Source organism: Microvirga massiliensis (genome assembly GCF_001006805.1).
Lineage (GTDB): Bacteria > Pseudomonadota > Alphaproteobacteria > Rhizobiales > Beijerinckiaceae > Microvirga > Microvirga massiliensis.
Map to the genome: position 1 here is coordinate 107,064 of NZ_LN811361.1, position 12,504 is coordinate 119,567.

A 12,504-nucleotide genomic window follows, 5' to 3' on the forward strand; every position below is an offset into this window, starting at 1 on the left:
AGGCGAATGGAATCGATGCACTACGCGAGCTGAGTGAATCTCACTCCTCCAGTGCCCGTCTGATCCGTCGTGCCGCCTCCTTCGAGGCAACGCCCTCCGTAAACCAGGCGAGCACCGTGAGGTTCAGGTCTCCCGTGACGAGCCTTCTGGCATGGGCAGGAAGATGTCGCGCGACCTCCTGAAGATAGGAGGAAAAGTTGCCGGACATCATGGCCTCCGCAATCAAGAATAAGCTCAGCATCTCACCGCGGCTATGGCCGCGGGTTCAAGGCGGCTCTCCGTCTTAAGCCTCTTACTCTGCTGCCTGGCAGAGATCAGGCCGATCGGGTGTCAATGGAGCCGGATCGCGGTCGAAGTCGGCATCGCTCAGATGCTCAGGGCCCCAGCCTCGTCTTCCGCTCTGCGGCTGGGACGCAGCCCCTCGCGCAGCACCACATCCTTGTCGGTCCGCTCGGCCTTGTTGTCGCGCAGCGCGCGTTTGGCGCGGCGCAACTGCTTGGCAACCTTGTTCAGGGCCGAGTTGAAGGCTGCATAAATGTCCTTGTTCTTCGCCTCGCCGCTCATCATGCGGAGCGCGCCCATCTGCATATTGACCGTGCAGTAATAGGTGATCCCTTCCTTCTTGAAATAAACGGTGCCTGCATTGAGCCGACCAAAGTATTTTCCCGCAACTTGAAGGACGTTCTTTCTCACGTATTCCGGAAGAATCTCCCCGAGATCCACTGTCGCACTCTCGACGGTGATAGTCCGGTCAACGCTGCTCAATTTCATGCGATGATCCTCCTGCTCTCGGTCCTGGTAGACTCGAAACGCAGGGCTCCGCTCCTGGTTTCGTCTACCCTGAGGCTAATGTGATGGCTTCCGAGGCAAACGCCAAGTCCACCTGGCTTGGCCATATGCGGCCCTTCGTCCCGCACATACGATCAGCGCGATCCCCGCCGTGCTGCAGCACGGCCGTAGCCTGCGAGCATGTCGGGTCCGTAAGTGAGGACTGACGGGGCAGAAGCACGCTTGCCGGGGACCCCGAAGGCTTTCGAGCGGCTCGAAGCCTCGTGGTCCGCGCCCGGCCAGAACCGCCGTCAACGCTGCGGGGCAGCTTGGCCGGATGCGAGCAGATCCCTGATCTCGGCCAGAAGCTTCACGTCGGCGGGAATTTCCGGCGCCTTGGGCACATCGACCTTCTCATCCTCCTTGCGCTGGAGTCTGTTCATGCCCCGGATCACGAGGAACAACACCCAGGCGACGATCAGGAAATTGAGAGCGACGGTGATGAACTGCCCATAGCCTACGACCGCCCCCTGCTTTTTCGCATCGACATAGGCGGCGCCCTCCTGGATGCTCGACGAGAGGGGCAGATAATAATTGGAGAAGTCGAGTCCGCCCGTGATGGCGCCGACAATCGGCATGATGATGTCGTTCACGAGCGACGTGACGATGGCGCCGAAAGCCGCGCCAATGATGACGCCGACAGCGAGGTCGACGACATTGCCGCGCATCGCAAATTTTTTGAACTCCTCGAGCATTCCCACCTCCCTGATGGCGCCATGAGCGCCTCCGAAGGCAGTGCCCCAGACACGCCGGCTCCAACAGCAAAGCCTATCCAATTGCCCCCATCAAGGGGCGTGCAGGCGAAATGCGTGCCGGAGAGTCTCCCGGCCAGATCGAGGAATGCTGAATACGCCGAGAGTGCCGGGTTCGGCGGCCTCATCAGCGCGGCTCGAGCAGTCGGTCCTGCAGTGTACCGAAATGAGTTTTCCGGCAGAAGACGGGGCGGGGCGGGTCCGGAGATTTGATCGTGCGGGTCGGCTAATGCTGCCTCTTTCGCAGTTCGTGCGGCGTTCGCGCCTACCGCGGCGGCTGTCGAGGAGGAGTTGATGCCGGTCCCAAGGAAAAGATCCATCTTCCTCCAAGTTCGTCCCCCTCCCGGCCTTGACCCCGGGAAGGGAGACACCTCTTGACCGGCTCGGAGAATATGATCGAGCCAAGCGTCAAGTGGGAGTGATACGTAGGAGTAGCGCCAACGCGTGGTCGGAAGAGGGTGAGGTTCATCGGAATTTCTCCCTCGTCGCGGCAGCTTTTGTCCTTGGCCTGTCCAGCGCGCATGCCCAGTTCACGCCCTCGGCACCAGACAGCAGTTCAGTATCTATATCGGGCTCACTTCAGATTCTGAACTGGAACCCTTGCGAGCAGGTGTGAGATCTTTGTGCGTCCGATCGGCAGGATTGCGCGAAGCGTCCCGGCCAGGGTCGAGCCGCCACGACAACTCACCAACGGCGACCGGTCGGAAGTAGCGGACCACCTGCATAGGTTCGAGGAACCGATCATGAGCACGTTATCGATCATGACATTACATGGGCAAGAAGCCCCGATCTCGCCGGAAGTCTTGCTCGAACTCACGAGTAAGGTTGGCGGTAAGATCATGCAGAAAGGCGATCCCGGGTATGACGACGCACGCCGGATCTGGAACGGGATGGTCGACCGCTCGCCTGCGCTCATCGTCCGTTGCGCAGGTTCGGCAGACGTGGTGCAAGCCATCGCTTTCGCACGCCAGCACCAGCTGTTACTGGCGGTTCGGAGCGGCGGGCACAACATTGCAGGCAATGCCGTTTGCGAGGGCGGCTTGATGATCGATCTATCGGGCATGATGGGAGTCCGGGTCGATCCTGTCGCCAAAAAGGCCTGGGTTGAACCCGGAGCAACACTGGCTGATCTCGACCGAGAAACTCAGGCTTTCGGGCTCGCGGTGCCGACCGGCATCAACTCGACGACCGGGATCGCCGGCCTGACGCTTGGCGGCGGTTTCGGCTGGATCACCCGCAAGTTCGGGTTGACCATCGACAGTCTTGTCTCCGCGGACGTGATCACTGCCGAAGGGAAGCTCGTGCGCGCGTCCGCCGAGGAAAACGAAGATTTGTTCTGGGCGATCCGGGGCGGCGGCGGCAACTTTGGCATTGTCACCGGCTTCGAGTTCAACCTGCACCCAGTCGGCCCGGAGGTTCTGTCGGGACTCGTGGTGCATCCGTTCGAGGATGCGGCCAAGCTTCTGAAGCAATATCGAGCCGCGGTCGACAATGCGCCCGAGGAACTGACCTGCTGGGCCGTGATGCGCCGGGCACCTCCGCTACCATTCCTGCCTACGGACTGGCATGGACGCGAGGTTCTGATCCTTGCGATGTGCTATCTTGGGGATCCAGCCGAAGGCGCGAGGGTGACACAGGAGCTTCGCTCGCTTGGCAAGCCGATTGCCGACGTCGTGGGACCACACCGATTTGTGGATTGGCAAGGAGCCTTCGATCCGCTCCTCTCGCCGGGAGCACGCAACTACTGGAAGAGCCACGATCTCGATGGGTTACCCGATGGCGCGATCGAGGCGATTGTCGACGCAGTGCACACACTGCCCAGCGATGAGGCCGAGGTGTTCATCGCACATGTCGGTGGCGCGATGAGTCACGTGGCGCCCGATGCGACCGCGTTTCCGCAGCGACGGTCCCACTTTGTCATGAATGTCCATGCCCGCTGGCGTGACAGAAAGGATGACAGCCATTGCACCGCGTGGGCAAGGCATCTGTTCGGTGCGACTGAGCCGTTTGCCACCGGCAGCGCGTATGTCAACTTCATGCCGGATGACGAGACCGAACGCGTCGAGAAGATATATGGGCTGAATTACCGCCGGCTTGCAGAGATCAAGGGTCAGTACGACCCCGACAACGTATTCCGCTTGAACCAGAACATCCGGCCTGTTCCGCATCACACGGGACATCTGGCCTGATGCGAGCGATGGTTCTGCACGCGCCTGGAACGGAGCTTGTTCCCGAGGAACGAAGCCTGCCCCTGCCGGGGCCGGGCGAGATCCGTCTGCAGGTCGAAGCCTGTGCGGTATGCCGTACCGATCTGCATATCATCGACCGGGACCTCCAACATCCGAAACTGCCCCTCGTTCCGGGCCACGAGATCGTCGGACGGGTCGACCAGATCGGCCCCGGCGTGACGGGTTTCACCTTGGGTGAGCGCGTGGGCGTCCCTTGGCTGGGCGGGACTTGCGGGTGCTGCACTTATTGCGTCGAGGAGCGGGAGAACCTGTGCAACGCGCCAGTCTTCACGGGGTATACGCGCGACGGCGGCTTCGCGACCCACGCTGTCGCGAATGCGGCCTTTTCGATCAAGCTGGGGGCCTTCGATGATCCCGCCTCCGCAGCGCCCCTGCTGTGTGCGGGCCTCATCGGCTGGCGTTCGCTGGTGGCGGCAGGCGACTGTTCGCGTACGATCGGCCTCTACGGTTTCGGCGCAGCCGCCCACATCATTGCGCAGGTCTGCGTCAGGCAGGGACGGCGGGTCTTTGCCTTCACGCGACGCGGTGACGAGACGGCGCAAACCTTCGCCCGCGAGCTCGGAGCCGCCTGGGCCGGTGATTCCGAGCAGATGCCACCGGAGCCGCTCGATGCGGCCATCATCTTCGCGCCGGTCGGTTCCCTGGTTCCGGCGGCTCTTAAGGCCGTGCGCAAGGGCGGTCGTGTCGTCTGCGGCGGCATCCACATGAGCGACATTCCCTCGTTCCCCTATCGCCTCCTCTGGGAGGAGCGGCAGGTCGTCTCCGTCGCCAATCTCACCCGGGCCGATGCCGTCGATTTCTTTGCGTTCGCATCGACGGCAAACCTTCATACCGAGACCGTCGAGTATGATCTGGCTCGAGCGAACGAGGCTCTTGCAGATCTGCGCGAGGGCCGATTGCGCGGTGCCGCCGTGCTGGTGCCGAGATAGACGACCTACGAAGATAGGTTCAGAAAACCCGGAAGCTCGCAGGTTCTAAACGGTTTACCTCGCTTTAAAACGAGGCAACATGACGGATCGCGTCGGCGATATCCACCTCCATCGCCTGCGCGACCGGTTGCCGGTAATGGACGGTGTCGAAAAAGAACTCCGGATTGCGGTTCTCTGACCTGTCGACGCGCCAATCGACCACGGCCGACCGAGCGTGGGCCTGCGCGACCGTCGAGATGGCTGCCTTGCAGGCGCGATCGACGAAGGCCTGCTCGGCTCCGGGAAGCAGGCGGTTCTTGTAGCTCGGCGGCATCACCAGGATCAGGGCCGTCTCCTCCGGCAGCGACGCCGCGACTTTCTTCAGTCGATCGAGCGCGGGGAATCGCCTCTGTCCCTCCTGGGGATCCCGGTCCAGGAGCTGAGCATCGGAATGGGGTGTCTCCTCCAGGCGTTTCCGGAGGGCTGGGTCATTCGTGTAGCCCAGGCGGATATAGTCGGGCTCGTAGTCCCAGTAGCCGTCCGGGCGCGCGCGCTCGGGATCGCCCTGGAAGATATAGGCGAGGCGGCGCGGCAGTTCCTCCAGGATATCATAGCGGAGCAGGCCGCGAGCGTATTCCATGGGATCTGCGCTGTAGAGCCAGAACGGGAAGGGCTTGTCGTTCGGCAGATCCGGATTGGACGTGCACCACATGTCGTCGATGCTCACGACGAGCGCCTTGGGCGTCTCTGTGCGGTGCCGCAGGAACCAGTCGATGAGTGCCAAGTGCTCCTTCGGCCCGGAGCCGGGAACCGCCAGCTGAACGAAGTCAACTCCGGTGGTCGCTTTCAGGCGCTCGGGTGAAATGATCTGGATGCGTGAATTCCCGGTGATCGCGGCATTGAAGGCCGGGTCCCGCCCCCGGCTCGGATTGGCGGTGCGCGGTCCTTGCGGCCTGACGCCCGGCTTCTCGAACAAGGTCGAGCGGCCGGTATCATAAGGATCGACCGCATAAGCGACTCCGACTACGGCGGCCAAAAGGGCGAGCGTCACGCCAACGAGCGTGACGGCGAAGCGCAGCCATTGCACCCGCGCGGGATTCTCTGCCGCCTCAGAACTGGAAGTAGATGAACTCGTAATTCGCATCATCGCCGATCTTGAACAGCACGACCAGGAATAGAATCGCAAAGAGAGCCGCGATCCAGCGGCGCGGCGGCAACGTATGGACGAAGGTCCAGGCAGTCGGGCCGATCATCGCGATGGCCGCGCCGACCGCCAAGGCCCGCCACTTCATCGTGAAGCCGTCCGCCCCAAACCCCAACAGCGCTCTGTAGAAATTGCCCGCCACCGCCAAGGTTTCGGCTCTGAAAATCACCAGGGTCAGGGCGAAGAACGTGAAGGTCAGGAACCAGCCGAGCAGGCTCGGCATGGATAGACCGGCCTTGCGCCAGAGCACGATGATAATTAGGCCGATGCCTTGGAGCGCCCCCCAGACCAGAAAGTTCCATCCCGCACCGTGCCAGAGGCCACCCAGCGTCATGGTTGCCAGGAGCGCGCCGAGCTGGACCGCAAGGCCGCGCCGGCTGCCGCCGAGCGGGATGTAGAGATAGTCCCGCAGGAAGCGCGACAGGGTCATGTGCCAGCGCCGCCACAGGTCCGCCAGTGACGTAGCCCGGTAGGGAACGTCGAAATTCTGGGGCAGCACGATGCCGAACAGGAGCCCGAGCCCCAGGGCCATGTCGGTGTAGCCCGAGAAATCGAAATAGACCTGGAACGTGAATCCGAGCGCTCCCTGCAGCGCCTCGCCCATGTCGAGCGCCTGGCCGGCCGCCGCTGCGGCGAAGATCGGGTTGGTGTATTCCGCGAGTTGGTCGCCCAGGAAAACCTTCTTGGCGAGCCCAATGACCAACAGCATCAGGCCGCGCGAGAAGCGCTCCTCTGCGTCACGGCGCTGATAGGGCCGCTCGTCGAACTGGTGCATGATCTCGCTCCAGCGCACGAGCGGGCCGGCGAGAACCTGCGGGAAGAAGGCGATGTAGAGCCCGTAGCGGACGAGGTCGTAGCGCGGCGCTTTGCCGGCCCTAAGGTCCGTGAGATACATGATGTGGTGGAACGTGAAGAACGAGATCCCGAGCGGAAGCGCGATGTCGAAGTGGGGCGCCCGAATGCCGGGGATCACATCCACGAAATCGGCGAAGAAGTTGAAATACTTGAAGAACCCGAGGACGAGGAGGTTCACCGCGATGGCGAGTGGGATCAGGACATCCCGTCCCGAACGGGTGAAAGCTTGGGCGATCAGCCAGTTCACCACGATGGATCCCACCAGAAGCGGCGCGAAGCGCCAGTCCCAGTAGCTGTAGAAGAGCAGCGACAGAGCCAAGAGGACGGGCAGGCGCCATTCCGGCTTGAAGCGCTCCACGAGCCAGTGGATCAGGAGCGCGGCCGGCAAAAAGGCGAACAGGAAGACGAATGAGTTGAAGAGCATCGCCGTTGAGCATCATCGGACGGCGCGCAAAACCCCTTCCGCGCCAAGAGGGCGCGCACTTCTGAGGCTATGCGTGGCCGGCCCCCACGAGGTGGTCCGATTCGGTTGTTAGAGCATGATCGGTCGCGGCGCTACCATTGGATAGCGGACGGAGTCGTCCGGGCTTCCCAAGGCAACCCAAGCACGACCTCTGGTGCGGATGGTCTGGAGGCGCATGAGTACAAACATTTACGTTGTTGCATGGACCCAAGTCGGGCTATGGCAGGTGCCGCCGGAAGACGGACCTGGAGCAACCGTCAACGGGCGGCTCCTGCGTAGCTGAGTTCCCATTAATTTTACGTAAGGGAATGGCGCCGCTGGTCCAAGACTTTGCCTCCAACCACTCGTAATTTGGCAGAATTGTGACTGCTGGATCAGCAAGGATCAGGTATGACTATCCCTCGCTCTCGGGGAAGATCCGCGCTGGGCGCAGGCCACTATCGCGCGCGGTTGCATGTCATTCTTATGGTCTGCGGGCTCATTGTAATGGCCGGAGGGATCGGGTGGTCGATTGGCGCTTACATGACCAAAGACGATTTCAATGCGGAGACCTATGCACGCCAGCGGATCCCGGTCATCAACGCCAAGATGCGGGACACGACTCCGGGATTCATCCTCTTTGTAGGAGATAGCCATGTCGACCTGTATCGCGAGCCCAGCACCCTCTGTGGGCGGGACACCGTCAATGCAGGTCTGAGCGGCACGAATAGCAAGGTCTATGCGAATGCCCTCGAACGGCTAACCTTCCCGCGCAAGGCCGCACTTGCGGTTCTGACAATCGGAACGAACGACCTCCTGCGCAAGAGAAAGCCCGATCCAGAATCCTATAAGGCAAATATCGAGCGCATTCTGAACACGCTCGAAGGCAAAGCGGATCTCGTCGTTGCGACAGCAATCCCCCCGATCGATAAGCAATTGGCTCGCTACTTCAACGTGGACGCAATAGAGTCCTACTCCACGACTCTGGCCGGCGTCTGCGCTCGCTTCGAAAGCTGCATCTACCAGGACCCATACAAGGACTTGCGTCATGCCGAAGGATTCGGCCTCGCAAAGCCTGGTGCCATGGCAGACGGCCTGCACGTGAAGTCCTATCGCGACATTTACGAGCGTCTCCCACTGTGCCGTATTCTCTCGGCCGCGCGGTAGTGGGAGGCCACGTTCCCCTTTCCGCTGTTCGCGCACTCGATCGAGGCGAACCTGCTGCGAGCGGCTCCAGGGAGGCCTGGAGGGCACGGGTCGCTCCGGCGGCAGAATCCACGGCACCAGAGTGACGGTCACGACCAGCGCGACGAGCGTGAAGGGCACCCCGATGCGGGCGAAATCGAAAAACGTATAGTTGCCGGGACCCGTGACGAGAGTGCTCACCGGCGACGAAACCGGTATCATGAAGGCTGCGGAAGCGGCGAGCGCGACTGTCATCGCGAAGGGGCGGGGCGAGGCGCCCATCGTCTCTCCGACCGTCAGGGCAATCGGAGCCATGAGCACGGCGGTCGCGGTGTTCGAGATGAATAGTCCGAGCAGTGCGGTTACCGCAAAGATTCCGGCAAGCGCGATGCGCGGGCTCACGTCACCAATGACGCCAACGAGCGCATGAGCAGCGAGATCGACACCACCGCTTTTCTGCAATGCTGCCGCGAACGGCAGCATTCCAACAATCGACACGATTGTCGGCCAGTGGATCGAATGGTATGCGCTCTCCAGGTCGACGCAGCAGAAGAGGCCTATGAGAAGGCAGCCGATCAAGGCCGCCAGGTCATTCGGAACGACCCGCCTCGCCGGTGCGTATTCCTCAATCCATTGTCCGAGTCACGGCTGCCTTCCCGCCGCCGCAGGCGCGACGCTCGCCCTCGCAAGCCAGGGACGCGCCATCAGCACGTAGCCGATCGCCAGAACCAGCAGAGGAATCCCGAGCGGCGTGAAGCTGAAGAACGAAAAGCCCTGGTACCCGCGCCGAACGAGTTCGCCGTGCGCGACGAGATTCGGGGCCGTCCCGATCAGAGTCATCATTCCGCTCAGCAATCCCGCGACGCTGAGCGGCATCATAGGAGGACCCGGGGCAATCCCGGTCTTTCGTGCAACTCACAAGACGATCGGAATGAAAATGGCGACGACGCCGGTCGAGCTCGTCACCGAGCCGATGCCGGCGACCATGACCATCAGGAGGACGATCAGCCAAGCCTCGTTGCGCCCGGCGCGAGAGGCCAAGCGGTCGCCCAGCCGCTGGGCGATACCCGGCCGCACGAGACTGTCGCCGATCACGAACAGAACCGCGATCAGCACGATATTGGAATCGCTGAGGCCGGCCAGTGCCTCGTCGACAGTGATCACACCGGTGAGCTGCAGTGCGACCATCATCATCAGCGCGACAGCGTCCATGCGCGGTCGGTTGAGAGTGAACATCAGGACGGCAGCGCCAAGCAGCGACAGGACGATGGTGAGGTCGGTCGTCATTCGCCCGAAATAACGCTTTCCGGCGTAAGCGTCGCGACCGCCGTCGCTCGGAAGCCCAGCCACGGCACGCAGAGATCAGTTTCCACGCAAAGCTCAATCCGTCCGGGGCTCGCGATCCCGGCCGCAAGTCGCCCGAGATCACTGACCACGACGGGCCGGAACCCGGCTGGACATGGCAGGCGCCGGGGCAGCCGGTGTCGTGGCACCGTCGAGGTGAGAGGGCCAGCGGTACGGATCGCCCGTCCGGCTCCGTGCGTTGGGAAGTTGCGCCGGAGGCGATCAAGTTCCGGCCCTGGATATCGGCCGATGCGCCCTCTCCTCGATAGGTCTCTGGCGAGGTTCATCCTCCTGTTCGCCTTCCTGTATGGCGGGTTCGGGGTTAACTCGCCTTTCTTTCCGTCCTTTCTGAGCGCCCGCGGGCTCGAGCCCGAGGCGATCGGAGTGGTGCTCGCGGCGGGCACGGCGGTCCGCCTCGTGGCGGCGCCGGTGGCCGGGCAGGTCGCGGACAGGCTCGATGCCAGCCGCACCATCCTCGCGCTCAGCCTCGCGGGGGCGGCGCTCGTCGCCCTCGGCTATCTAACCGCACGGGGCTTCTGGCCGCTCCTCTTGACTGGCCTCGTCTCGGCGATCGCGCTGGCTCCGCTGGCGCCCGTGGCCGACGCTCTGGCGCTCGGCGCATCGGAACAGCGCGATGCGACCGGACGCCGTGCCTTCGACTATGGTTGGGTCCGCGGTGCCGGCTCGGCGGCATTCATCCTCGGCTCGCTCGTCTCCGGGCAGGTGATTGGGCAATTCGGCCTGACGTCGATTCTGGTGCTCCAAGCGGCCCTGTTCGCGGTCGCTTGCCTGTTCGCATTCCGCGTGCCGGAGCAGAGCTTACCGGCTGGCCAGGAGGCCTCGTCTCCGAGCGATCCTGCCGAGAGCACACACGGCCTATGGCGGCTGCTCGCAATCCCTCTTTATCGCCGAGTGATCATCGTCGCCGCGCTCGTCTTCGGCAGCCACGCGATGCACGACGGCTTCGCGGTCATCCGCTGGAGGGAAGCTGGCATCGGCCCCGAACTGATCAGCCTGCTCTGGTCTGAGTCGGTGGCAGCCGAGGTCGTGATTTTCTTTCTCATCGGCCCGAGGCTGCTGGACCGGATCGGGCCAGCGCACGCAGCCGCCCTTTGCGCGGGAGCCGGGGCATTGCGTTGGATCGTCATGTCCCAGACCGCATGGGTGCCGGCCCTGATGCTGATCCAGCCGCTGCACGGCCTCACCTTCGCGTTCCTGCACCTCGCCTGCATGCGGCTCTTGAGCGAGATCGTGCCGAGCGGCCTCGCGGCAACGGCCCTCACGGTCTACGGCACGCTCGGTGCCGGCCTGTCCTCGGTTCTCCTGACTCTCGCGTCCGGCCCCCTCTACGGCAGGCTTGGACCCGAGGGATTCCTCGCGATGGCAGCTCTGTGTGTCCTTGCAGTGCCGGTAACACTCACGCTCAGGTTGCCTACCGATGCGCAAAGGTCTTGAGGCTCTACGTCGGTGGTGGGCGTGGTGTCCGATCAAGACGCTGTCCGGAGCACTGCAAAATTCTCGAAGGCACGACCGACGCCGCTCTTGACAGTGCACGACGCAGCGCTCCTGCCATGTGTTGCATGGATCGCCACCAGGAGCCCGGCTCACCAGAGTAAGGCGATCCTCCGATCCAACCGGCTCACTCGACCTAATGGGACACGCAATCGTCTTTCTGAAGATCGTGGAAGCTGATGCGCACCTTCCCGACGTGCCGGTCCGGATCGGATGCTGCGCCGAGGCCGACGAGCGGGTTCATCTCACCGACTAGGCACTCGGGATCCTCTGCGGGCCTGAGCCGGACCCGGCGATGGCGGGCGTGTGCTTCGAATTCATTGAGATGGAGCAGCAGTTCACGATCCACGTCGACGTCGATGCGACAATATCTGTGATCGTCCTTGCCGTGCGCGACCTGCATTCCTTTGATCAGGTGATTGAATTCTGCAGGCCATTCGACGATAGGAGGCTGACTGGGCGACATATATCACCGATCGCTGGAAATCCTCTGCCCATAAGAGCGAGTGGGGCTGCAAGTTCCACGATAACGCACGCGTCCCGAAGCTTCTTGGCCTTTGCGATGCCTTCCGCTCGAGAGTGACAGCCCGTCAGGCAACTACATCCTTGGCAGGGCGTTCCAGTAATCCTTCACCGCTTGCTCTCGGGTGCGATCAGGCCAGATCTGGTTGTCTCCATAGAAGCTCGGAGCCCGTTTGAGCTGCTCTTCCGTGATATCGGTGCGATAGCCACCGAACTCCCGGTCATAGGCGAGCTTCTCCCATGGGATTGTATGGTGATGGACTCCGATCCCGAGAAAGCCACCGAACGTGACATCCACGTAGATCACGCGGCCGCTGACCTTCTCGATCAGGAGGCGCTTGATGTTGCCGATCTGGTTTCCCTCCGGATCGTACACCGCCGTCCCCTCGACACGGTCGCTTTCGATGATGGGTTTCGGTGCGGCCGGGCGATTGACCGGCCCCCAGAGGTAGAAGCCGTTCTCCAGGATGCCGGCTGCCACGACCGCCCGGCTGATGCCCAGGGTCCATTCCTCGTCCGGGGAGATCGTCCGTTCCAGCGTCCAGGGCCCATCGTCCGCTGGCAGCTTCTCACCCGAAGCGGCGTCGGCGAACCCGCGCAGATCAGGCGAACTGCCGGATCGGAAAACGTAATAGGTTCTCACGAGTGTCCTCCCGTCCTTGCGAGATGGGAGCCCCCAACGCTCATTGGCACACGTCCCGCG

General features: G+C 62.7%; 11 protein-coding genes and 2 pseudogenes. 4 read left to right on the forward strand and 9 right to left on the reverse strand.

Features of this window, described 5'->3' with window-relative positions; all coding sequences use genetic code 11:
* Nucleotides 1-40: 40 nt before the first annotated feature.
* From BN1233_RS30155 to mscL, 3 genes are all read right to left on the reverse strand, one after another.
* Nucleotides 41-241 carry a hypothetical protein gene (locus BN1233_RS30155; protein WP_046867370.1) on the reverse strand — a complete coding sequence of 67 codons (201 nt, stop codon included), beginning with the start codon at nt 239-241 and terminating at the stop codon, nt 41-43.
* 125 nt (nt 242-366) lie between these two features.
* On the reverse strand, nt 367-771 hold the full coding sequence (gene hpf, locus BN1233_RS30160; protein WP_046867371.1) for a ribosome hibernation-promoting factor, HPF/YfiA family: 405 nt from the start codon (nt 769-771) through the stop codon (nt 367-369).
* A gap of 308 nt (nt 772-1,079) precedes the next feature.
* Nucleotides 1,080-1,523, reverse strand: coding sequence for a large conductance mechanosensitive channel protein MscL (mscL, locus tag BN1233_RS30165; RefSeq protein ID WP_046867372.1), 444 nt, complete (start codon nt 1,521-1,523; stop codon nt 1,080-1,082).
* A gap of 800 nt (nt 1,524-2,323) precedes the next feature.
* Between mscL and BN1233_RS30170 the strand changes: the two genes are divergently transcribed.
* Both BN1233_RS30170 and BN1233_RS30175 read left to right on the forward strand, forming a co-directional pair.
* Nucleotides 2,324-3,769 carry an FAD-binding oxidoreductase gene (locus tag BN1233_RS30170; RefSeq protein ID WP_046867505.1) on the forward strand — a complete coding sequence of 482 codons (1,446 nt, stop codon included), beginning with the start codon at nt 2,324-2,326 and terminating at the stop codon, nt 3,767-3,769.
* A complete protein-coding gene (locus BN1233_RS30175) occupies nt 3,769-4,758 on the forward strand; it encodes a zinc-dependent alcohol dehydrogenase family protein (RefSeq protein WP_046867373.1) in 990 nt (329 codons plus the stop codon). Before BN1233_RS30170 ends, BN1233_RS30175 begins: the two co-directional genes overlap by 1 nt.
* 64 nt (nt 4,759-4,822) lie before the next feature.
* Here the strand turns inward: BN1233_RS30175 and BN1233_RS30180 are convergent, their stop codons facing one another.
* Together BN1233_RS30180 and BN1233_RS30185 are read right to left on the reverse strand one after the other, a co-directional pair.
* A complete protein-coding gene (locus tag BN1233_RS30180; RefSeq protein WP_244470805.1) occupies nt 4,823-5,884 on the reverse strand; it encodes a hypothetical protein in 1,062 nt (353 codons plus the stop codon).
* A complete protein-coding gene (locus tag BN1233_RS30185; RefSeq protein WP_046867374.1) occupies nt 5,847-7,220 on the reverse strand; it encodes an MBOAT family O-acyltransferase in 1,374 nt (457 codons plus the stop codon). The genes BN1233_RS30180 and BN1233_RS30185 overlap by 38 nt, the downstream gene beginning before the upstream one ends.
* Nucleotides 7,221-7,781: 561 nt before the next feature.
* On the opposite strand from BN1233_RS30185, the gene BN1233_RS43440 reads away from it, so the two are divergent.
* The gene (locus tag BN1233_RS43440; RefSeq protein WP_187144404.1) at nt 7,782-8,405 is read left to right on the forward strand and encodes an SGNH/GDSL hydrolase family protein; all 624 of its coding nucleotides are present in this window, start codon (nt 7,782-7,784) and stop codon (nt 8,403-8,405) included.
* Between the two features lie 69 nt (nt 8,406-8,474).
* On the opposite strand, the pseudogene BN1233_RS49985 reads toward BN1233_RS43440, so the two are convergent.
* Together BN1233_RS49985 and BN1233_RS50835 are read right to left on the reverse strand one after the other, a co-directional pair.
* Nucleotides 8,475-9,002 (reverse strand): annotated as a pseudogene (locus BN1233_RS49985) (SLC13 family permease); the annotation flags it as partial.
* 63 nt (nt 9,003-9,065) lie between these two features.
* A pseudogene (locus tag BN1233_RS50835) lies at nt 9,066-9,710 on the reverse strand (SLC13 family permease).
* Nucleotides 9,711-10,016: 306 nt separating this feature from the next.
* On the opposite strand from BN1233_RS50835, the gene BN1233_RS30195 reads away from it, so the two are divergent.
* Nucleotides 10,017-11,222, forward strand: coding sequence for an MFS transporter (locus BN1233_RS30195; RefSeq protein ID WP_046867375.1), 1,206 nt, complete (start codon nt 10,017-10,019; stop codon nt 11,220-11,222).
* Nucleotides 11,223-11,415: 193 nt separating this feature from the next.
* Here the strand turns inward: BN1233_RS30195 and BN1233_RS30200 are convergent, their stop codons facing one another.
* Nucleotides 11,416-11,745, reverse strand: coding sequence for a hypothetical protein (locus BN1233_RS30200; protein ID WP_046867376.1), 330 nt, complete (start codon nt 11,743-11,745; stop codon nt 11,416-11,418).
* A gap of 132 nt (nt 11,746-11,877) precedes the next feature.
* Nucleotides 11,878-12,444, reverse strand: a complete 567-nt coding sequence (locus tag BN1233_RS30205) for a PRC-barrel domain-containing protein (RefSeq protein ID WP_082145736.1) — start codon at nt 12,442-12,444, stop codon at nt 11,878-11,880.
* Nucleotides 12,445-12,504: the final 60 nt, after the last annotated feature.

What these genes read in the sequence shown, in the direction of transcription:
- BN1233_RS30175 (WP_046867373.1), top strand. Translation starts at nt 3,769, where the DNA reads ATGCGAGCGATGGTTCTGCACGCGCCTGGAACGGAGCTTGTTCCCGAG.
- BN1233_RS30195 (WP_046867375.1), top strand. Translation starts at nt 10,017, where the DNA reads ATGCGCCCTCTCCTCGATAGGTCTCTGGCGAGGTTCATCCTCCTGTTC.
- BN1233_RS30180 (WP_244470805.1), bottom strand. Translation starts at nt 5,884, where the DNA reads ATGATGCGAATTACGAGTTCATCTACTTCCAGTTCTGAGGCGGCAGAG.
- BN1233_RS30185 (WP_046867374.1), bottom strand. Translation starts at nt 7,220, where the DNA reads ATGCTCTTCAACTCATTCGTCTTCCTGTTCGCCTTTTTGCCGGCCGCG.
- BN1233_RS30200 (WP_046867376.1), bottom strand. Translation starts at nt 11,745, where the DNA reads ATGTCGCCCAGTCAGCCTCCTATCGTCGAATGGCCTGCAGAATTCAAT.
- mscL (WP_046867372.1), bottom strand. Translation starts at nt 1,523, where the DNA reads ATGCTCGAGGAGTTCAAAAAATTTGCGATGCGCGGCAATGTCGTCGAC.
- BN1233_RS30155 (WP_046867370.1), bottom strand. Translation starts at nt 241, where the DNA reads ATGCTGAGCTTATTCTTGATTGCGGAGGCCATGATGTCCGGCAACTTT.
- BN1233_RS43440 (WP_187144404.1), top strand. Translation starts at nt 7,782, where the DNA reads ATGACCAAAGACGATTTCAATGCGGAGACCTATGCACGCCAGCGGATC.
- hpf (WP_046867371.1), bottom strand. Translation starts at nt 771, where the DNA reads ATGAAATTGAGCAGCGTTGACCGGACTATCACCGTCGAGAGTGCGACA.
- BN1233_RS30170 (WP_046867505.1), top strand. Translation starts at nt 2,324, where the DNA reads ATGAGCACGTTATCGATCATGACATTACATGGGCAAGAAGCCCCGATC.